The sequence below is a fragment of the Nonomuraea jiangxiensis genome (assembly GCF_900099965.1).
Lineage (GTDB): Bacteria > Actinomycetota > Actinomycetes > Streptosporangiales > Streptosporangiaceae > Nonomuraea > Nonomuraea jiangxiensis.
The window spans coordinates 247431-267905 of sequence record NZ_FNDJ01000009.1 but is presented as its reverse complement, the minus strand read 5'-3'; the positions used below and the strand labels follow the sequence as shown (position 1 = coordinate 267905).

Sequence of the window (20475 nt, the reverse complement as noted above, 5' to 3'; positions counted from 1 at the left end):
CCCCCGTCGCCTCGTTCGCCGTGTCGTGAGGCGTCCATGCCACCTCGAAGGAAGAACCATGAAGAAAATCGCCGGATGCGCTCTCGTGGGTGCGCTCGCACTGTCGCTGGCGGCGTGCGGAGGCTCCGATGGCAGCGGAGGTGACAACAGCGGAGGCGCCGCGAAGAAGACCCTGACCATCGGCGTCGCGAACTACAGCCTCCAGGCGCCGTACTTCATCGCGATGGCCAAGGCCATTGAGACCGAGGCCAAGACCTACAGCAACGTCAAGGTGATCAGCACGGACGCGCAGGGGGACGCGGCCAAGCTGACCACGAACGTCAACGACCTGCTGACCCAGAAGGTGGACGGGATCATCATCTCCGGCGGCCCGCTGAACGCCGCGCCCGCCGCGATGAACGCGATCGTGCAGCAGAAAGTCCCCTCGATCCTGGTGGACCGCAAGTTCGCCGGCGGCCAGTACACCAGCTGGATCGGTCCTGACAACACGCAGATCGGGCAAGGCGCCGGCCAGTACATCGCTGATCGGTTGAAGGGCAACGGCACTCTCGCCCTCATCACGGGCGGCCCGGCCGACAACACCATCGGTCTGGACCGAACGAACGGCCTGCGCGGCGTGGTCAAGCAGTCGCCCGGTATCACGGTCGTGACCGCCCCGGACTTCGGGGGGTGGAGCTCCGACGGCGGTCTGAAGGTCATGGAGAACCTCCTCGCCAAGAACGAGCACATCGACGCGGTGTTCTGTGAGAACGACGCGATGTGCCTCGGCGCGCAGAAGGCGATCTCCGACGCCGGGCGGACCAGCGAGATGTTCCTCGTCGCCGCCGACGGTCAGAAGGAGGCGTTGGCCGCCATCAAGAGCGGCTCGAACTTCGCCGCCACCGCGGTCAACAACGCCGACACGATCGGCCGCGCGGGCCTGGACCGGATGATGGCGGTGCTCGCGGGGGCCGAGCCCAGCAAGGACACCCCCTTGAAGGCCCCGCTGGTCACCAAGGACAACGTGGACCGGTACAGCAACCCGGACAGCATCTTCTGAGCCGTCCGCTGTTGTGCCGTACCGATATCGGGAGTGAGGAAGCCGGCGTGATCCAAGACACCACCGACCCCGTGAGCAGCGAAGGGACGCCCGTCCTCGTCGCCGTGGGCGAGGGGCTGCTGGAGGTGGGCGTACGTGACGACCTTCCCTCCGACTACCTCGGCCGGGGCTTCGGAGGGGACGTCGCCAACGTGGCCGTCATGGCGGCGCGGATGGGCACCCGAGCCAGACTGCTGACCCGCCTTGGCGCGGACACTCCAGGCCGCCTGCTGCTGGACTTCTGGCGGCGTGCGCACCTGGACGTCGACCGGGTCACCGTCGATTCCTCCGCGCCCACCGGCATGTACGTCAACGCGGTGCGGCACGGCGGGCACTCCTTCGGCTACTACCGGTCCGGCTCGGCGGCGACGCGGCTCAGCCCGGCGGACGTGGACAGGGGCCTGCTGGACGACGCCGGGGCGCTGCACGTCAGCGGGATCTCCCTGGCGATCTCCAGCAGTGCTGCCCTGGCCGCCGAGCGGGCGGCCGAACTGGCCCGCGACAGGGGCGTCACGGTGACCTTCTGCGTCAACCACCGCCTGATGTTGCGCCCCGACACCGAGCGGAACCTCGCGTTCGCCCGCGCCGCCGACATCGTGATCCTGTCCAGCGAAGACGCACTCGCGATGCTCGACACGGACCATCCCGACCGGATCAGGTCCGCGCTGGGGGAGGGGCCGCAGGAGATCGTGCTGACCGACGGCGCGGCCGGGGCGGTGGTGCTGACCGGCGGTGAGATCCATCGCGTCGTGGCGCCACAGGTCGTGGTCGTCGACACCGCGGGCGCCGGCGACGCGCTGGCCGGCGCCTACCTGGCCGGACGGCTCGCCGGGACCGCACCGCCCGACGCGCTCGAGCTGGCCGTGATCGCTGGGGCGCTGTCGTGCCGGTGGCCCGGCTGCGCCAGGTCCTATCCGAGCGCGGAGGAGGTCGTACGGGTTCGGGCGGGTGCGTCCCCGGACGTCGAGCAACAGCTGTCCTCCAGCGAATCCGCCTGACCGCCGCCGAACCAAACCGTTGGCTCTGATCCGTATCCCCTAGCTCGTACTCCCGCCCGCCTACGCAAGAGGACGGATGCGGAGGTCACTCCACATCCCGAAAGCCACCGGAGCCCGGCCTGCACGCCGGGCTCCGGGATCACCCCTCATGGGAGAAGGCAACATGGACAGTCAGTTCAACCGGACGCGCCCGCGCGGCGTGACCCTCGCTCTGGCCCTGGCTCTGACCACGGCGGCCGGCACGATCGTGTCGCTGCCGCAGCCGGTGCTGGCCCAGTCCCAGCACTCGGAGCAGCCCTCGCTGCGTGTCAGCAAGGTGTCCTCGGCCGACGACAAGTCGATCGACATCACCTTCAACAAGGCGCTCGGACCGGACATCCTGCAGTTCACCGCAGCCAACTCGGCGTACGCGGCCCAGTACATCAAGGTCAGCGGCGGCGTTGCCGGCGGTGCGGACGCGGCGCTCGACGGCCGGCCGCTCTCGCAGATCGCGGGCACGACGGTCCGCCCCGTGGACACCCCTGACCACCGGACACTGAGGGTGGTGTTAGGCGCCGGCGCCACGCTGGACGGCCACACCTACGAGCTGTGGTTCGACGGCGGAAGCGACAAGCTCGGCGACCTGTTCTTCCGCTCCGCGGACGGCGGCGTGCTGCCCGGCTCGTCGACGAAGCGGTCCGCGTTCCGCGGGACCTCCCAGGACGCCGCGCTCGCAACCGTCTCGTCCGCCGAGCAGGTGGACGCGCGCACGGTCGACGTCACGTTCGCCGGGACGGTCTGGTCGGGGATGCCCGTCGGCGTCTACACCGGATCGAACATCACGCTCACGAGCGGCGACTCGTCCGTCCACCCGGTGTACGTGGAAAGCCTCGCCGGGACCGGCCAGCGCGGCTACCGGCTGTACTTCGGCGCCGACCTGAACAGCGACGCCTCCTACCAGTTGGCTCTCAGCGCCGGCCTGAGACTGACGACGAACGCGGGACCGGCCACCGCCGAGGTCGTCGCGACCGTCGCGGGCGGCGGAGGCGCCTACGCCGCTCCCAAGATCGCCGGTGCCGAAGTCGGGGCGTCCGGCGACACGATCAAGGTCCGGTTCAGCCGCCGGATCGCCAAGGCCGGCGACCTCGACGTGAAGGAGACCAAGACCGGCGTGAGCGGCACCAACGTCACGGCCGATCAGGTCCGCGGGCTGCTGCGCTTCACCGGCCTCACCACCACCTCGGGCCTGGACGTGAGCCAGGCACTGCGCGACGACGCGGCGTACTTCTCTGACGCTTCCACCCTCGTGATCAAGCTGGACAGCGGGCAGACCCTCAGACCTGGCGCGCGCGGCGGGGTGGCGCTGGCCCCAGGGGCTGTCACCGACGTCACCGGCACCGCCAGCACGAGCACCGCGGCCGTGCCCGTCGAGGCCCCGAGGCACTTCACCTCGCCGGGTACCGGCTTCAACGCGAACGGCCCCGATTACCTCAAGGTCAACACCCACGCCACCACGGTCTTCCAGCGCTACGACTACAAGGTCAGCGACGACGGTGTGTCCGTCCGGTCGGACGGCGTGGCCGACAAGGTGGTCGGTCAGACCATCAAGACCATCGAGGTGGAGAACAAGTACATCAAGGCGACGTTCGCGCCCGGCTACGGCGGCCGTCTCCTCTCGATCATTTACAAGCCGACCGGGAACGATCTGCTCTACACCAACCCCGTCGGCACTCCGTACGGGTTCTCCAGCGCGGCGCCCGGGACCCCCGGCAACTCGCCGTTCTACCAGAACTGGCTGATGGTGTACGGCGGTGTGTTCCCGACGCTCACCGAAGCCGAGCACGGCAAGTACTGGAATGTGCCCTGGGACTACAAGATCGACCAGAGTAACGGCAAGTTCTCGGTCACCATGACCAAGACCGACGACGTCGACTACCCGTTCAAGCCGTCCAGGTACGTGCACGGCGCCACCGGCATCAAGACGTCCGTCACCTACTCCGTGGACGCGCGCAAGCCGACCGTCGACATGGCGGTCAGCCTGAACAACCCGAGCGCCCAGGACCAGCAGTACGAGTACTGGACGTGCACGACGCTCGCGCCGGGCGCCCCGTCGACCTCGGGATCCCCGACGATGTCGGTCGTCTCGCCGGTCAAGACGGTCTACCGCGACCCGGGCTACAAGTGGATGGAGAGCGTCGAACAGCCCGCCGGTCCCGCCGGCTCCGGCCTGCTCAAGCTGGACAAGCTCAAGCAGATGTCCAACTGGACCAGTTCGGGCATCGCCTACGGCCAGGACCTGGCCACCATGCGGCAGGGCAATTGGTGGGGCGTCGTCAACCACGAGAACAACGAGGGCGTCATCCGGGTCGGCGACAACGCCAAGACCCCCGGCATGAAGTTCTGGGAGTGGGGCCAGAACGGCTCCTTCGACACCAACGTCTTCAGCAAGGGCAACTCGGCCCGCCCCTACATCGAGCTGTGGGCCGGTGTGTCCATGAAGTTCTTCACCCCCGCCACGCTCAAGGCCGGGCAGACCCTGTCGTGGACGGAGACGTTCCTGCCGACGATGGACCTCGGCGACGTCACCAACGCGAACACCAACGGCGCCGCGGACGTCAAGGTGGACGCGTCGGGCAACGTCACCGGCCGGCTGTTCTCGACCGCGATCGGGCAGGAGCTGCGCGCGACCCTGGTCGACGCCACGACCGGCAGGACGCTGGACGAGAGCACCTTCACCGGTACGGCGGACACCGCGGTCAAGCTCAAGGGCAAGATCACACCCGGTGCGCAGGCCCAACTCGTACTCACCGACACCCACGGTGCCACCCTGCTCACGGCCGAGTCCGGCACCTGAGCCTGGGGTTGCAACAAGCAGAATTCACTAGGAGATGCAGTGCGTAGTAAGCGAACAATGAGGATCGGTATCGCCGGACTCGTCGCCGCGGCGGCCGCGATCCCGGGCATGAGCGTCCCGGCCACCGCGGCCACGCCGGGCGCCGAGCCGGCGGCGGCCACCGACTGGCAACTGAAGTACTCGGAGGATTTCCAAGGCCCCGAGAAGGACCTGAACACGGACTCGAGTCCGTGGATCCGCTTCACCGGTGACCAGCCCTTCGACACGATCATGGACGACTACGGGGACTGGTGGAAGAACGACTACGGCCCCGCCATGCAGGCGGCGCTGGGCAGCTACGCGACTTACCGCAAGCAGGTGCAATTCGGTAAGGACGGCTGGCTGACCGCCTCACTGTCGGCCCGCGACTGGGACAAGAACGGCACTCCTGAGCGGCCGCCGACAATCTCGACCGAGAAGGCGAAGGGCGGCAACGTCCTTAAGATCAATTCACCGGACTCCTACGACGGCGCCCTCGTCACCACCACGCAGAAGCTGCCACCCGAATACCGTCTCGAGTACCACCTCAAGACGCTCGACTTCGGCGGGGAGCGCAACGGCAGCATCTCCTACGACGGCAAGGAGAACGGCTACACGACAGTGGCCGGCGAGTGCAAGACGCAGTTCCCGTACGCGGAAGGCATCGGGACCCGTGGGTGGAACAGCGAGATCACGACAGATCCGTGTGACTGGCAGAGCGTGACGAACGGTCCCTACGGATATAACGCCTTCCACCTGCTCGGCATCGTCGACTTCTCGAACCCGCAGCCGGCGAACCTGCACTTCTGGCACTACCGGCGGAAGATTCTCATGGACTCCTTCGCCCAGCACCCCGACCGGATCGGCACGGGAAGCGGCGGGCGCGTCTGTGACCCGACGACAAACACGTACTACCCGTACCGCGACAGCACCAAGAACGTCGTGGACATGTGGATCAACGGCCTGCCGAACTTCCGCCCAGGAAAGGGCGGAATCACCGGCAACTCGCAGTGGTTCATGACCACCTGTTCCAACGGCGTGGCCTCGGCGGAGGCGTCGCCGTCCGCGGCGGCGGAGATGATCCCCGAACTGATGCCGAACAGCGACTACATCTTCGCCGTCGAGCGGGACAAGACCGGCTACACCCAAGAGGTCACCGGAACGTTCCTGCACGGCGGGTACCGGACGATCCGCTTCCACCGGGACTTCGTCGTCGACAATGTGCCCATCTGGCACTACAACAACACGCCCGATCAGTACGACGGCCGCTACAACAACACCCTCGTACAGAACGGCGTCTACGAGCACCAGGAGTGGCCGGACCAGTGGCCGGCCGGCTCGGGTTACCCCGACTTCCCGGTGATCGGCGACCCGTACACCGACGCTGGTGAGGGCAGCGCGACGATAGACTCGATCAAGTTGTACGTCCCCAAGAACAAATAGCCTTAACGAGGAAACTGAGCAGGAGGATCGGGTCGCCCGATCCTCCTGCTCAGTGGACGTTTTTCTATCCTCAATGGAGAAACGCCAGATTTGTAAACACAGGCGTTTCCTTCCTGCGTCGTCGTCACGGTCGCCTTCCAGCTCACCGCGTTACTTCTCCCACGCCGCCTTCTCGCGGGGAGTGCGGCAGCTCGCCCGTCTCCAACCGGCGCACGGTCCGCGCGTTGAGCCCCGCCCGTTCACGCCAGGCGCGCACCAACGTGCTGAGAGCCGCCGTTGACGCCCGAGCCCCCTACCAGGCCACACCCGAGAAGGACGGCGGCCCAGGGTAAGGGGCGGTTCGCTGGAGAGCAGGCGAAAAGCAGAGGTCGGCGGGAACGGAACGCCGGGGCGGCACCCCGAGCGTCATCAGGGCCAGGGCATCCAGGCCGGAGCCGTCCACCCCCATCCGCGCCAGCAGGGCGGGCCCCGGGAAATCGCAGTGGACGCGGCAGGCCAGCCCGGCAGAGGTCGCGGCGAGGGCGGCACGCTGGAGCTGCCTGCCCGTTTCCAGGGTGAGCAGGCGGTGGCCGAGTTCGCCCCCACCGGCATAGTCGCCGACCGGTACGAGGACTGCGGCGGCTTCGCCGTACTCCTTGCGCAGCAGGGGAGGCACGGCCGGCAGGACGTCGGGGCGGAGGCCGATGCGCAGCAGCGTGTGGTTCGTCGCGTCGTAGTGGTAGGAGCCGGTCGGCAGGCCTGTGACGCGGTGGACCAGAACCAGGTGCCGCACCGACGAGCCGGGCTGGAAGGAGCGCAGGATCCTGGCGAGGCCGGCGGGGATGATGGCCGTCGGGCTGTAGCCGGAGAGAGTGGAGCGTCTGGTGAGCAGGGCGACGTCCAGGGATGGCGCGGCGTACAGGGGCTGCTCGGTGCGGGGGAGAGGGTGCTCGGTGAGGGTGTCGGGCTGTCTTCCCGGTCCCCACGGTTCCCGCACGCGGGGTTCGGGTGGTGGCGGGGTGGCGCGCATGGACGCCGCGTGTACCTCGGCCAGGTCGGCCAGGTGATCAAGGCCGATGATGGAGGTTTCGGGTGACACCGCGGTGGCCGGCCTTGAGAGGGGAGCCGTGCTGGGCGGCACCGACCGTCCGCAGGTCACGGCCGCCACGGTCGACTCGGCGAAGGTGTCCAGGCCCAGGATCCGGTCGGCACGTTCGAAGGACCAGGTGGTGTGGAGCGTGGCGGGCAGGCCATGGCAGGCGGCCGCCTGCAGCGTCTGCTCGGCCGCGACTCCGGCGTCGAGCCCGAGCAGCCGGTGGGCGAAGGCCCCGTACTTCGCTGCCGTGCGCCAGAACACGGTGGTCAGGAGCACGATCAGCTCCGGCACCGGACCGTCGCCGGCACCGAGCGCCCGGTTCACCTCGGCACGGGATTCGCCCGATCGCACGACGTCCAGCGCGTGGCGCGGCGGGTCGTAGTGGTAGATGCCGGGAGGCAGGCCCGGCACTTCCGTTCCGGAGCAGACGTACAGCTCGACGGGATAGCGAGCGCCCGCTGAGGGGATCGGCCGCGCGGCCTCCACCACGGCGATGGCGGATGCGGCACTGGAGGGTGTGCCGTGGTGGAGTGTCAGGTCGGCGTCGGTCAGCCACAACAACCGGCTGAGCCCGTTCACCGAGAAGAGCAGGTCGCCGAGGCGTCCCAGCTCGTTCCTGGTACGGCGAGGCGGGTACGGCAGGCGGACACCCTGCCGCGGGTAACGCTTGTAGCGGGCGGGCAACGCACCCTGGTCCACCCCGTTCAGGTCGGGCAGCTCACGGCCGGCGGCGACGAGCCGATCGAAGGCGCTCACGCACGCGCGCCCGAGTTGGGATGGGCACGTACATACCGCTCGACGTGCTCCAGAGCGGACAGGCCATAGACCTCCTCGACGGCACAGGCGGCCAGGTGGCAGAGCTGGAAGCGCTCGACGGCGGAGAAGCCCAGCCGGTGCAGGTGCAGGTAGAGCTGGTTCAGCATGAGCCGGTAGAGATGGAACCACGGCTCGGCCCACAAGAAGTCCCGGTAGGCGTCGTTGGCGTAGATGAGCTGGTGGAGCCGGCTGTGGCGAAGCCCGGCCCAGTCCCACTTCTCGTCCTCGCGCTCGTGTTCGGTCGGCGTGATCTCGCCGGAGCGGATCAGCTGAGCGCATCGGTTCGAGATCGGCTCGGTGGCGGCCAGCCAGTCCCGCACGAGCGGGATCGCGGGACCGGTGCCGTCGGCCGCCGCGACGACCTGGCCCAGGCGCCGCGTGAGATAGGCGCGATGGCGCGAGTACTGGGCGTCGAGCAGGGCTCGCGTCGCCTCAGGCTCGCGTGTGGAAGCGATCATGGCATCCGCGTGGGAACGCAGCGAGATGAATCCCCGCCTGATCCCGCCACCCTCCGGGTCCGCGCAGCGCGCGTGGGCGACGGCGAGAAGCAGGTCGAGGGCGAGCACCATGCGGGACACGCCGGTCCGCACGGCCGCGATCGTCTCGAAGGTGCTCGGCATCACGGCCACGTGGAAGTCGGCGAACAGCTCGGCCGCGGCCCGGCTGCCGAGTACCTCGGCGCGGTCGTCGTAGGGCTGGTAGTGGATGCTGTTGTCCGGGCGGAAGGGCCACAGCGGTCCGCTGTCCTGCTCGGTGTGGGCGAGCTCGCGGTGGGCGGCCAGCAGCAGCCGCTCATCGATCCGGGCTCTGGACGGGTGCTCCTCAAGGTAGGCACCCACGGTGCCGTCAATGACGGGGCGGGCGACCTCGTCGAACCAGTCCTGGTCGGCCCGGATCTGCAGCCGCAGGTGGTCGCCGCGCCGCCAGTGCCGGACGAAGTACGCGGGAGCGGCCAGGTGGGCGAAGAGCGGTTGTACGGCATCGAGTACCAGCGGGTAGAAGTCGGGCTCGTAGTAGTGGACGTGGACGCTGTGCCACTCGGTCGGCTTGTCCATCGGCTAGGCGGTCCTTCCCAGACGGGTGGTCGCGGCGGCGGCCATCCGGCGCAGGGCGGCCTCGGTGTCCAGCGGCACGCCCAGCCGGTTGGCGAACAGGTGCGCGCAGTGGTCGAGCGCCACGCGCACGGCGGGGTGGCGGCCGGTGCCGGCCTGGTCGGCCCAGAGCGGCCGCCGGGCGTCGAAGCGCCCGGCGTCGTCCAGCGCGACCCAGGTGTCGTGCAGGGTGCGGATCGTCTCCTGCCAGGCCGATTCCGGCGCGGCGGGGGACCATTCGTACTCGCCGCGGGCCGCGCGCCACATCAGCTCGGCATGCCGTACGACCTGCTCGGGCGGCTCCTCCACCGGGCCTGGTTCGTACGGTCTCCACCAGCGCAGGCCCTCGGCCAGGCGGACGGCGGCCGCGCGCGGACCGGAGTCGCCGGTGAGCTGGGTGAGCAGGACGCACGACAGGTCAGCGCCACCCGCTGGGCCGGGCTGGGCCGCTGGGCCAGGACCCGGCCGGCGAGTGCGCTCGACTCGGCGAAGTGCCGTTCGGCCGCCTCGATCGCCGCTCCGGTGCCGTACTTGTCGGTTTCGGGCTCGTACGGCACCAGCACGGGCCTCGTCCGCAGGGTGTGCGCGCGGGCACGGATCCGTTCCCACGCGGCGCCGGGATCTCCGGTGAGCACGCGCATCCGGATGTGCGGCCCGCCGTCGGCGTGACGCAGGAAGAACGCCGACTCGCACAAGCCGTCGGCGGTCAGCTCGGTGATCAGCGGGCGCACCGTCTCCAGCAACAGATCGTCCAGGTCGCCCGGGTCGAACAGATGCGCGCTCAGCCACGACACGCTCATGAGACCTCCACAAGGAATTCGGTCACCCGGCCCGCCGGGACCGGCAACGCCTCGGTGAACAGCAGGACCTTCTCCTCGGGGCGTTCGCGGATGTCGCGGTCGAGCGCCAGGAGAAGGAACCAGTTCGCCGGGTCGAAATACAGGGGTTTGCGGGACTTGGCGAACAAGCCGGTGCCCGCTCGCAGCGCCGGGACGTTGAGGATGCGGACGAAGCAGGGCGCCGGAATGCCTGCCTCGCGTCGCCACCGTTCCATGCGCAGCAGGAAGCGGGCGTCATCCTCGCCGGAGGCGCGCCGGGGCACCTCGGCGGCGCTGATCGCCCACGTGCGCCGCAAGAGGGTCACCCGGCCGAGGTCGACCCTGGGTGTGTGGACCACCGTCCGGGGAGGCTCGGCGCGACCCACGTCGTGCAGCCAGTTCTGGTTGGGGAAGAGCACGGTGGGGGTGAGGGCGAAGACCTCGGCCAGGAACCTGGCCGGCGGAGGCAGAAAGATCTCGGACATGACGCCGGTGTGGGGTGGCACGACCTGCCGGCGCAGCCTCGGCCAGCGAAGCACGGGCAGGCCGGTGATCGGGTCGAGCGAGACGGTCAGCTCGCCGAGCGGCGCCACGAGGTCGGGACGGCGGGTGCTGGACAGGGACGGGTAGCCGATCGCGTGGGTGGCCGCGGGGCTGCGGGCGTTGAGGGTGAAGTCGAAAAGGTTCTCCAGCTCGGCGACGAGAGGGCCGTCCTTGGACAGCTCGGCGACGAGGAGATCGTCATCAGGCGGCGCGGTGGCTAGGGGGTCGTCGCCGGTGCGGTGTCGTCCGGCGAGCCGTTCGACCCTGGTGCGCCCGCGCCCGCCCGCGCCGGCCACCGAGTTCAGCACCAGGCGCAGGCCGTCCTCGTCCGTGCAGGGCTGCACGTAGTAGGCGTGGGTGCCGGGCGGTCCTGTCAGGTGCGCGGCGGTGGCGCCGAGCTTGATCGCCAGCTCCGGCGGGATCCGCACCACGCCGTCGGCGCCGGGCCGCAGGGCCCGGAGGGTTTCCAGGGCGCCGGCCCGCAGCCGCGCGACCTCCCTGACCCGCGGGGAGACGCTGGCGGTCAGCCGCGCCAGGGGGACGACGCCGCCCTCGGTGGGATCCATGGTCCGCAGGAGCCGCAGGCCGGCGGCGACCGGGTCCTCGGTGTCCTCGCTGATCGCCTCGTAGAACAGGACGAAGGGGATCTCCGCCGTGCGGCCGAACCGCCGGGTGAAGTAGTGGGCCGCGCAGTGGCGCACCGGGAGGTTGCGGTCCAGCAGGGTGACGAGCGCCCCGAAGGCGGACAGGTCCGTGAGCGCCTGCTCCCAGGAGTCGTCCAGCGTGATCGCAGGGGGAGCGGCGAGGATGGCGTGCTCGTCGAAGGCAGCCGGGTGACGGCCGGCCCGGCGGGAGGGGGAGAGCCCGGCCAGCCTCATGGCCTCCTCCAGGTGTCCGTTCGAGGAGGCGGCCAGCCGGATCCGCTCGCCGGGTCCGGTGGCCGCCCGGTATCGCCCCAGATCGGCGGCGAGCGCGGTGAGCGCGGCGGTCACCGGCTGCCAGTGATCGGTTCCGGAGGTCAGCTGGAGTAGCCGCCCTAGCAGGTCCGGTTCCTGGTCGGCGACCGGCAGCCGGGCCTCGATCAGGCCGGTCTCGATGAGCTTGGCGACGAACTGCCGTACCTGCGTGTACGGCGGCCGGCCACAGCGGCGCAGGAACTCCTCCAGCGAGCACTCGCCGAGATCGGTCAGCAGATCCAGGATGGCGTCGACGGCGGGCGTCAGGCGCATGCGGCGGACGGCGCTGCTCGGCGGGGCGCCCAGGAAGCACACCTGGTCACCGGTGCGCACCAGGCTTGGGTTCGGCCGGACCAGCAGCAGTGCGTCGGGGGCGTCCGCGCGGGCCAGCGCGGCGGCGATGCGGTGCAGGGCCGCCGCATCCGGCTCGACGACCACCCGTACGGGGGCCGGGTGGCCACCGAAGGGGGCTGGCCGCGCTGGGATGGGGGCGTCGCCGCTGGCGGTCCAGGCCGGACGGGTGGAGGACCAGGTGGTGATGCCCGAGGCGGTCAGCGTGCTGCGCGGGCTGGTCTTCGCTGCGGCTCTGGCGACGTATTTGACCAGGCTGACGAGCTGGCGTTCCCGCGGTGGGCGGTCGTCGCCGGCCAGCCACCCGGCCAGGCTCCGGTACAGGTTCGGCTGCACGTGCACGAGCGCGTCGCGCAGTTCCGGACGGACGGTCACGGCACGCAGCTCTCGCCGGGCCCCGCTCAGGTCATCGGCCAGCAGCTCCGGCAGGGCGGCCGTGGCCCTGGCCACCTCCGAGCGCAGCCGCTCCCACTCCGTCACCCGCACGGTCGTCGAGGCGGGCAGCGCCTCGGCCGCCGCCCGGAGCTCGCCCTTCAGCGGGAGCCCCCGGTGGATCGCCCGGCGCAGCGCCACGAGCACGGGCTTGGAGCCTGTGGGCGGGTCGGCGCCGATGACCTGGTAGAGCTCCCGCGACAGCTCCTCGGCCAGCGCGGACAACTTCTCGTGCGCGCCCGCGATCTCCTGCGTGGCCCGGTGCGCGCGCTCGCAGCGCAGCCGGTCCAGCACCGCCGCCTCCAGGCCCGCCGTACGGATCACGAACTCTTTCGCCACCTGCATGAACCCCCCTAGAAACTGATCGGCAGGCGATAGACGCCCGTGGGACGCGCGGTGCCGACGACCACCTGGAAGAGGACGGTCTGGTTCTCCGGAAGTCCGAGAGCCTCGCGGAGGGGACGGGCGAGGTAGCCGTTGTGCACCCGTGCCGTCAGGCCGTGCGCGGTGCACATGACGCTCACCCGCTGGGCCACGATCCCGGCTTCGTGGTGGAGGATCCGGTAGCTCCTGGCGCCGAAGAGCGCCATGGCGGCCTCGGGGTCGGCGCTCACGTAGACGACCAGGTTCGCCGAGTGGAAGTTGATCGGCGGTGGCCGGTCCGGTTGCACCCGCATGAGCGGTCCGCCGAGGTGGCCGGCGGCCATCAGGTCCGCCGTGCCGTCTGCCAGGCGGTAGAGGCCGGGTGCCACACCGTCGAGCGCGTTGACCACGGCGTAGTTGCGCACGAGCGGGTCGCCCTGGGAGGCGTCCGAGGTGTGGGTGCCGTCGGCGTGGGCGGCCAGCCACCGCAGCACGGCAGGATCCGCGGGGCGGGCGACCGAGTTGAAGACCGGCCCGCCCGACTCCCGCGCGGCCAGCACCTCCGCCAGGTCAGGATCGCGCCCCGCCGGCAGGTCGGCCGGGCGCGCCGCGGGGCCGCCGCCGGGGGAGGGCGACTCGGGACGGGCCGCGTCCGGGAGCCGCGATGCGCTGTCCAGAGCCAGCAGCTCCGGGCAGTCGCGCAGGTCGAGCGAGGAGACATGGCCGTCAGAGACCGCGGCGGAGGCCGTACGCGACGCTGGTTCAGCCGATCCGGAGCCCACAGAGATGATCATGAGCGGCGCCTCTCCTGGCACGGTCAGGCCGAGCAGCCGCTGCACCGCCGCGTCCGGGAAGCGGTGACTCACCCGGCCGGTGAGCCCGAGCGCGCCGGCGACCATGAGCAGGTTGCCCGCGACCAGGCCGGCCTCCTGCACGCACAACCGGTAGGCGTAGTCGCCGTAGCGGAAGGCGGTCTTGATGAACAGGGAGGTGAGGACGAACACCGCCCCGGCCCCGGTCGCGTTCAGCCCGGAGCGCCAGTCGCCCTCGAGGATCAGCACGAGGTGGTGGTGAGCGGGGTCGTAGTAGAACAGCCCGGCGGGGCGCTCGCCGTCTCCGGGAAGCCAGGCGTACAGCTCGACGGGGAACAGGCAACGCGCCGAGGCCACCGTCCGGTGCAGCGGCCACATGGCCAGGGGGCCCAGGTGGAGGCGTGACAGACCGTAGGCGTAGCGCAACAGCCGCCCCCACCCGGCGGTCGTCAGGAGATCCCGCCCGGCGGCTGGGCAGAGCGCGGCCGACAGGGGTCCGAGCTCGTACGGCACGCGGGCGGGCAACGGGTAGCGTTTCGCGTCGCCGTACACCTTGGCCTTCAACGGCTCCTCCCGCCCGGCACCTGAGCCCAGCAGGCCGGCGTAGTCGTCCAGTGAGCGATGCCAGAACCGCCGCGCCGTGGCCACCGCGTCTGTGGAGCCGGTCATGGGAACGGGTGGGGGTCGGGGTTCGGCTCGGCCGAGCGTGCGGTCGAGCTCCAGCCGAGCCGGGCAGGCACGGTCGAGATCCTGGTCAGCCCCGCCACCCGCCGCCTGGCGTGGCCGAAGGTCATCGGCAGGGCGCCGGGCACGATCACCTTGACGCACGACAGCCCGGCGGCCCGGTGTTCGGGCGTCGTCTGGTCCACGACCACCACGTCCAAGCCGGAGTCCAGGTAGCGCCGGATCATCTCCGCCAGGTCGTCCCGCAGGTCGTCGTGGGCGGGCCAGGCGGCCGGCGGCCCGGCGATCGGGCCGCCGAAGAGGAAGGAGAGCCGTTCGGCGGCCGCCGGGTGGCAGTAGAGCAGCGCGTGATCCTTCATCTCAGTGACCAGTTCCGGGTCGGCGGCCATGTGCGCGGCGCGTTCACGCTCGCCGGGGTAGCTGTCCAGGTGGGCCTCGACCATCGTGCTCAGCTCGTGGAGCGCCGCCCTGACCGCTTTGGCGGGCAGCAGAGCCGAACCTGCCGCGCACAGGGCGGCCGGGAGGTCCGGCCGGCCGGGCGGTGCCGTGGCCAGGGCCCAGACGCTGGGAATGCCCTGTTCCGCGGTGATGTCGAAGGCGTGGACGTCGTAGCCGGTGAGCTGGCGCAGGCGCGTGACCATCAGCGGGATCCGGGGGTCACCGGTCGCGTCGAGGTCGATCGTCGGCGGGGTCGCGCGGGAGTACCAGGCGAGCAGGAAGGCGTCTCGCTCGGCGACCTCCAGCAGCCCGTGCAGGATCGCCTCCTCCAGGCAGGTGCCGAGCGCGCAGCCGTTGGAGATCTCGTAGACGAACGGGCGGTCGGCCCCGTGGCGGTGCAGGCCGTAGTAGGCGTAGCTCTCCGGCACCAGGACGGCGCCGTCGCGCGCGAAGGAGTGCCCGTGAACCCAGTCACACCTGGCCGACTTGGTGAAGCGCCGGAAGGGGAAGCCGGGGGAGTCGTAGCGTGCGCTGTCGTGCAGCCCGAGGGTGCGGGGGTCGAGTGCCCGGCCGGCGAGCTCGGCGTAGGAGGCGGTGACCACGGTCCGCCTCCCGCCTGGACGGATGCCGCCGAAGCGTTCCAGGGCCTCCAGGATGGCGACGAGCTCGGCGCTGCCGTGGTCCAGGGCCCGGCCGTACCCCATCTCCGCCGTGGGCCGGCCAGGAACGCCGACGGGAGCCCCGGAGGTGGGAAAGGCCACCAGCTCGTCCACGCGGGGGCGGCCGATCACCCCGTGATGGTCGTCCACGTAGCGGCGGCGCAGCTCGGCGCCGTCCACCGCGCGTGCCCGGAAGGTCTCGACGCCGGGCTTCGGGCGGGAGATCAGCGTGATGGCGGCGGCTTGGGGCGTGTCGGCGGGTAATCCTCCGCACAGCGGGCAGGTCGGATCGGGCAGCAGGGAGTGCCGGCTGATTTCGAGGGTGTCGGGGTCGAGCCGGAGCAGATCATCCGGCACGGCTCCCAAGCGCAGGCTGCTCAGGCGCGTCTCGGCCAGGGCCGCGACTGTCAGCAGGGCGAGCCCGAGGGCGGGCCTCGGGCGCGGACGGCTCTGCGAGGCGCCGGTCGCGGTGCGCATCGCCAGGTTGCGCCGCCGTACGCATTCCGGGCAGCCCGGCCGGCCGCCGCGGGTGGCCGGGCCGATCCAGAGCCCCTGGTCGTTCTCCTCCACCCAGAGGATGGGGCCGGACTCGGCGCGCATGCGGGCCCCGATCGTCTCGGCCGCCAGGCCGGTGGCCTCGTGGACGGCGAGGCGGGGCTCGTCGTCGAGGGTTTCCTGCCCGCAGGAAAGCCGGTGCGCGACCGCTCGGAGCAGCGGCTCTCTCTCTGGCCGCCGGTTCATCGGGCCGCCCCGTCGCACGGGACCAGGCCGGCGAGGTACGGCAGGACCCGGGTGACCGCCGGATCGGCGTGCAGCGGCTCGACGGCCAGGTGACGGCCATGATCGGCGAGGCGGGCGGCGATGACCTGGCGCCTCTCGGCCGGTTCGCCGAGCAGATCCTTTGCGGCGGGGGCGTCGTCCGGCTCCGCGCCGCGCATCCGCGCCGGCAGGTCCGTGCGGGCGGGGCGGCCGAGCTCGGGAAGGCCGGTCAGGCGGGCCTGGAGGTCGAGCAGGAGGCACTCCAGCCCGTCGCGGATCGCGTCCGCGCTGGTGACGCCGGCCCGGTAGTGGACGACCCGGTCACCGAGGCCGAACGCGTAGAGGGGGAGGTCGAGCAGCTCCCCGAGGTCGTAGATGTGACAGCGTTCCCCGCCGGCCAGGAGCAGTTCGTGGTAGCGACGGGCCTGCTGGTCCAGGAGCTCGTCGCGGAGCGCCACCGCGGGGAAACGCCGCCCGGCGCTCGGCGACGACTCGCCCGCCGGGTCCGCTGCCAGCTCGGCTGCCAGGTCGCCGCAGGCGGTCAGCAGTGCCTGCTCGACGGCGCCGGCCCAGGTGGCCCCGGCGGCCACGATCGAGGCTGGAGCGGTCACCTCGACGACATGCCCGTCGGCGAGCCGTACCCCCTGAGGCGGGCGGCCGGAAGGCGCGTTGTCATTGCCGGCACCGACGTGCCCCGGAGCAGCGGCGTAGCGCGCCAGAGCGTCCCTCGCCGCCCTGCAGCGAGCCGTGGTCAGGTCGAGTGCGGCGCCGTACACCTCGATGGGCGCCGCGTCGCCCGGCACGGTCACGACCGCCTTCGACACCCGCAGCGGCAACTGCTCGAGACCGCCCTCGGTCACCAGGTCGAGCACACCGAGCCGATCGTCGATCAGCGCGGTCACCCGCGCGGCGAACTCCTCGTCGCCCACCTCCGGCCCCTCGTCCAGCTCACGCAGCCTTGCCTCGACGCTTTTCCCGGAGGAGGCCACGGGCGCGTACGGGACCACGCGATGGCTTGTGGTGCGCAGGGTCTCCAGGTCCAGTCGTACGGCGGGCCCGGGCTCGGCGACTCCGGTTCGGTCCCTGAAGCACATGAAGACCAGGTGGTTGGCGACCAGCGAGGCGGTGGGCCCACCGAGGTAGCGGCTCGGGCCGGTGCCCGGCAGCGGGCGCGTGGTCAGCCGGTTCCAGACCGCCGCCCAGCGTGTGTGCGCCTCGCCGTACCGGAAGACCGGGCCGATCCAGGCCTCGTCACCGGTGACCACGGCATGCACCAGGTCGGCTCCGGACGCCCCGCACGCGGCGTCGAGCTGCGCCGCCCGCTCGGGCGAAGGCAGGTCGCTCACATGCAGCACGACGTCGGCCGCCGAGGCCACGGCACGCAGGGCGGCCGGTCCTGAGCCGGGCAGCGGCTCGACGGTGAGGGTCTGCGCGGGGTCACGATCTCGCCCGCGTCGCGCGTATTCGTCCAGCAGCCCGAGATCCGTGGGGACCTCCGGGCTGATGAAGGCGCGGACGTCGCGCAGACCGGAATGCAGGCAGGAGTGTACGAGCGATTCCATGGTGAGCCCGGCGCCGACGAGCACAGCGCGGGAGGTCCGGTATCGCTCGAAGCGGTGCTCGGCGGAGTCCTGGAACTCGTCGACGAAGGCGATCTCGGCGGCGTACGTGGCCATCTCGGCGGCGGTCAGGCCGTGCGGCCGGTCGGTGGCCAGATCCTTGACCAGGCCGTGCCGGTGCAGCACGCTCACCAGGTCGACGACCATCGCCCTCCGCTCCTCGCCCAGACCCGCGGTCAGCTCGCTCAGCAGGTGGGTTCCGTCGAGCAGGGGCGTGATCCGATCCAGCCAGGCGTGCAGCGAGGAGCCGCGCAGGGTCAGCACGCTGCGGTTGCCGCTCTGGAAATGCACACCACCCTCGACGGGCACATAGAAGGCGCTGGCCTTGAGTCTGGGCCGCATCCTGTCCACGCTCACCGATCGACCTCCCGGCGTCGGCCTTCCGGCCGCTTCTACGAGCGGCCGGAAGACGTTTCCCAACGGACTTAGCAACTGCAGCAGCAGCTACTGCAGACGATGCTGCAGCAGGCCGACGCGCCGGTCTCCGGCATGCTGTGCCCGGCGGCCAGCGAGTCGGCGATGCCGGGGATCTCCACGACGTGGATCGCCTCGATATCGAGGTCGTCGAGCGCGAGCAGGGTGTTGGATGGCACTGATCTTCCCTTCCTCCAGTATCCGGGCGCGTCCCGGATTCTCTTTCCCGCGCCCGCGCCTCTTGCCGGAGCGGGCGGGAAACCTGAGGTCTGCTAGAGAACGAGCCTCACCTTGTAGTCACGCAACCAGTCGTTGATGCGCAGGACCGTTTCCAGGACGGTCCGGACGACGCCCCGATGCTCGGGCGGCAGCCGCCAGGACAGGACGCCCCGCGCCGCCTCCCGGTCGAGCAGGCCGAAGACGGGCGCGTCCGAGTCCGCGAAGAGCGACTCCAGCTCCGCGCGCAGCGCCGCCTCATAGGCGGGGTCCGCGATCATCGGGTACGGGGTCTTGCGCCGCTCCAGGATGGACGGCGGCAGCAGGTCGGTCACGGCCGCCCGCAGCAGCCCCTTCTCCCTGCCGCCGTGCGCCTTCATCCGCCACGGCACGTTGAAGACGTACTCGACCAGCCGGTGATCGCAGAACGGGACCCGGATCTCCAGGCCGTGGGCCATGCTGAGCCGGTCCTTGCGGTCCAGGAGCATCGGCAGGAAGCGGGTCAGGAAGAGGGCGGCGGCCTGGCGGAGGCGGGCCTCGTGCCGGTCCTCCCCGGGCAGGCGCGGGGTGTCGGCGACCGCCTCCTTGAACCGGACGGTGGTGTAGGACCGCAGATCGAGGATCCCGGCCAGGTCCGGGTCGAGGAAGGAGGGGCCGCCCGCCTGCCCCTGGGAGGCCATCCACGGGAACGTCTCGCCGCGCAGGGCCTCCTCCTGCTGGAACCACGCGTAGCCGCCGAACAGCTCGTCCGATCCCTCCCCGGACAGCCCGACGGTCACGTGTCGCCGGACCGCGCGGAAGAGCAGATACAGGGAGTTGTCCATGTCGCCCAGCCCGAGCGGGAAGTCCCGCGCGTGCACGACGCCGGCGCGCAGGCCACGCTCTGCCAGGGCGGCGCTGTCCAGGACGAGGTCTCGGTGGTCGAGGCCGAGGTGCTCGGCGGCCTCGGCGACGAACGGCGCGTCGGCCGTGCCGGCCCCGTCGGGCTGGCGGAAGTCCACCGCGAAGGTGCGGACCGGCGCGTCCGCCTGCCGCATGGCCAGGGCCGCCAGCGTGCTGGAGTCGAGCCCGCCCGAGAGGATCACGCCGAGCGGCACGTCGGCCACGAGCTGCCGGGCCACGATGTCCTCCAACAGCTCGCGGACCGTGGAGACGGTCCTGTCGAAGCCGTCGGTGTGCGGCCTGGCCGCCAGCGACCAGTAGGCCGAGTGCTGGACGCCGTTCCTGGAGAAGGTGACCGTGCTGCCCGGCCGTACCTGGGCCATTCCGCGGAAGACGCCGTGGCCGGGCGTGTTGACCATCGTCAGGAGCTCGCGCAGGCCATCGGCGTCGAGTTCGGGGTGGACGGCGGGGTGGCGCAGGATCGCCTTGGGCTCCGAGCCGAACAGGACGCCGTCGTCCGTCGGGAAGTAGTACAGGGGTTTGATGCCGAGCCGGTCTCTGACCAGCGTGAGGGTCTCGGTCATGACGTCCCACACGGCGTAGGCGAACATGCCGTTCAGCCGGTCGGGCAGTCCCGCGCCCCATTCCAGGTGGCCGCGGAGCACCACCTCGGTGTCCGACCTGGTGCGGAAGGCGTGGCCGCGGCTCTCCAGCTCGCGCCGGAGCTCGCGGAAGTTGTAGATCTCCCCGCTGAAGACCACCACGGCCAGGGGGCGGCCGTCCTGCTCGGCCGTCATCGGCTGGGCGCCGCCGGGCGGATCGATGACGGCCAGCCGCGTGTGCGCGAGCGCGGCGTGCCGCGACAGCCAGATGCCCCTGTCGTCGGGGCCGCGAGAGCCGAGGCAACCGGCCATGGCCCACAGGGTCCGGCTTTCCGCGCTCAGGTCCCTGGCGAAGCCGATCCAGCCGGTGATACCGCACACGGGAGCTCCTCCTTCGATCGGATGGCGTGAGCGACGCTAATCCCGCTCACGCGGCGGGCCCCGCGGTCAGGAGCCGATGCCACCTCGATTGGTGGGGTGGCCGGTCGCACGCGCCTCGCGGTACGCGGTCAAAACCCATGCGTCGCCGTCCCCGTCACGCGATGTGGTGGGTCCGCGGCGAGGTGGACCAGGTC

Annotated in this window: 14 protein-coding genes; 4 read left to right on the top strand and 10 right to left on the bottom strand. The window is 71.0% G+C overall.

Features of this window, described 5'->3' with window-relative positions:
* Positions 1-58: 58 nt before the first annotated feature.
* The 4 genes from BLS95_RS21320 to BLS95_RS21305 all read left to right on the top strand — a co-directional run bounded on the left by BLS95_RS21320 (position 59) and on the right by BLS95_RS21305 (position 6370).
* Positions 59-1039, top strand: a complete 981-nt coding sequence (locus BLS95_RS21320; RefSeq protein ID WP_090933872.1) for a substrate-binding domain-containing protein — start codon at positions 59-61, stop codon at positions 1037-1039.
* A gap of 47 nt (positions 1040-1086) precedes the next feature.
* Positions 1087-2076, top strand: a complete 990-nt coding sequence (locus BLS95_RS21315) for a PfkB family carbohydrate kinase (RefSeq protein ID WP_090933870.1) — start codon at positions 1087-1089, stop codon at positions 2074-2076.
* A 163-nt stretch (positions 2077-2239) separates the two neighbouring features.
* Complete coding sequence (locus BLS95_RS21310; protein WP_143043816.1) at positions 2240-4909, top strand: DUF5107 domain-containing protein; 2670 nt, start codon at positions 2240-2242, stop codon at positions 4907-4909.
* A gap of 57 nt (positions 4910-4966) precedes the next feature.
* Positions 4967-6370, top strand: coding sequence for a hypothetical protein (locus tag BLS95_RS21305; protein WP_218135897.1), 1404 nt, complete (start codon positions 4967-4969; stop codon positions 6368-6370).
* Between the two features lie 292 nt (positions 6371-6662).
* On the opposite strand, the gene BLS95_RS21300 is transcribed toward BLS95_RS21305, so the two are convergent.
* The 10 genes from BLS95_RS21300 to asnB all read right to left on the bottom strand — a co-directional run bounded on the left by BLS95_RS21300 (position 6663) and on the right by asnB (position 20281).
* Positions 6663-8201: a SagB family peptide dehydrogenase gene (locus tag BLS95_RS21300; protein ID WP_176993303.1), complete on the bottom strand. Its 1539-nt coding sequence runs from the start codon at positions 8199-8201 to the stop codon at positions 6663-6665.
* Entirely contained in the window at positions 8198-9316 is a 1119-nt protein-coding gene (locus tag BLS95_RS21295) for a thiopeptide maturation pyridine synthase (protein ID WP_090933862.1), read from the bottom strand. Before BLS95_RS21295 ends, BLS95_RS21300 begins: the two co-directional genes overlap by 4 nt.
* Before the next feature lie 3 nt (positions 9317-9319).
* Complete coding sequence (locus BLS95_RS21290; protein WP_090933858.1) at positions 9320-9661, bottom strand: lantibiotic dehydratase C-terminal domain-containing protein; 342 nt, start codon at positions 9659-9661, stop codon at positions 9320-9322.
* Positions 9619-10152 (bottom strand): thiopeptide-type bacteriocin biosynthesis protein, encoded by a 534-nt coding sequence (locus BLS95_RS21285; protein WP_090933856.1) that lies wholly within the window; start codon positions 10150-10152, stop codon positions 9619-9621. Before BLS95_RS21285 ends, BLS95_RS21290 begins: the two co-directional genes overlap by 43 nt.
* A complete protein-coding gene (locus BLS95_RS21280) occupies positions 10149-12797 on the bottom strand; it encodes a lantibiotic dehydratase (RefSeq protein WP_090933854.1) in 2649 nt (882 codons plus the stop codon). Before BLS95_RS21280 ends, BLS95_RS21285 begins: the two co-directional genes overlap by 4 nt.
* 8 nt (positions 12798-12805) lie before the next feature.
* A complete protein-coding gene (locus BLS95_RS21275) occupies positions 12806-14296 on the bottom strand; it encodes a nitroreductase family protein (protein WP_090933852.1) in 1491 nt (496 codons plus the stop codon).
* Positions 14293-16149: a TOMM precursor leader peptide-binding protein gene (locus BLS95_RS21270; protein ID WP_090933850.1), complete on the bottom strand. Its 1857-nt coding sequence runs from the start codon at positions 16147-16149 to the stop codon at positions 14293-14295. The genes BLS95_RS21275 and BLS95_RS21270 overlap by 4 nt, the downstream gene beginning before the upstream one ends.
* Complete coding sequence (locus BLS95_RS21265) at positions 16146-18143, bottom strand: hypothetical protein (RefSeq protein ID WP_090933849.1); 1998 nt, start codon at positions 18141-18143, stop codon at positions 16146-16148. Before BLS95_RS21265 ends, BLS95_RS21270 begins: the two co-directional genes overlap by 4 nt.
* 68 nt (positions 18144-18211) lie before the next feature.
* Positions 18212-18379, bottom strand: a complete 168-nt coding sequence (locus tag BLS95_RS55785) for a thiomuracin/GE37468 family thiazolyl RiPP peptide (RefSeq protein ID WP_176993302.1) — start codon at positions 18377-18379, stop codon at positions 18212-18214.
* A 93-nt stretch (positions 18380-18472) separates the two neighbouring features.
* Positions 18473-20281: an asparagine synthase (glutamine-hydrolyzing) gene (gene asnB / locus BLS95_RS21260; RefSeq protein WP_090933847.1), complete on the bottom strand. Its 1809-nt coding sequence runs from the start codon at positions 20279-20281 to the stop codon at positions 18473-18475.
* Positions 20282-20475 lie beyond the last annotated feature (194 nt).

Bases quoted from the DNA above. Each gene is read 5' to 3' on its own strand.
- BLS95_RS21320 (WP_090933872.1), top strand. From the start codon at position 59: ATGAAGAAAATCGCCGGATGCGCTCTCGTGGGTGCGCTCGCACTGTCG.
- BLS95_RS21310 (WP_143043816.1), top strand. From the start codon at position 2,240: ATGGACAGTCAGTTCAACCGGACGCGCCCGCGCGGCGTGACCCTCGCT.
- BLS95_RS21305 (WP_218135897.1), top strand. From the start codon at position 4,967: ATGAGGATCGGTATCGCCGGACTCGTCGCCGCGGCGGCCGCGATCCCG.
- BLS95_RS21295 (WP_090933862.1), bottom strand. From the start codon at position 9,316: ATGGACAAGCCGACCGAGTGGCACAGCGTCCACGTCCACTACTACGAG.
- BLS95_RS21285 (WP_090933856.1), bottom strand. From the start codon at position 10,152: ATGAGCGTGTCGTGGCTGAGCGCGCATCTGTTCGACCCGGGCGACCTG.
- BLS95_RS21280 (WP_090933854.1), bottom strand. From the start codon at position 12,797: ATGCAGGTGGCGAAAGAGTTCGTGATCCGTACGGCGGGCCTGGAGGCG.
- BLS95_RS21275 (WP_090933852.1), bottom strand. From the start codon at position 14,296: ATGACCGGCTCCACAGACGCGGTGGCCACGGCGCGGCGGTTCTGGCAT.
- BLS95_RS21270 (WP_090933850.1), bottom strand. From the start codon at position 16,149: ATGAACCGGCGGCCAGAGAGAGAGCCGCTGCTCCGAGCGGTCGCGCAC.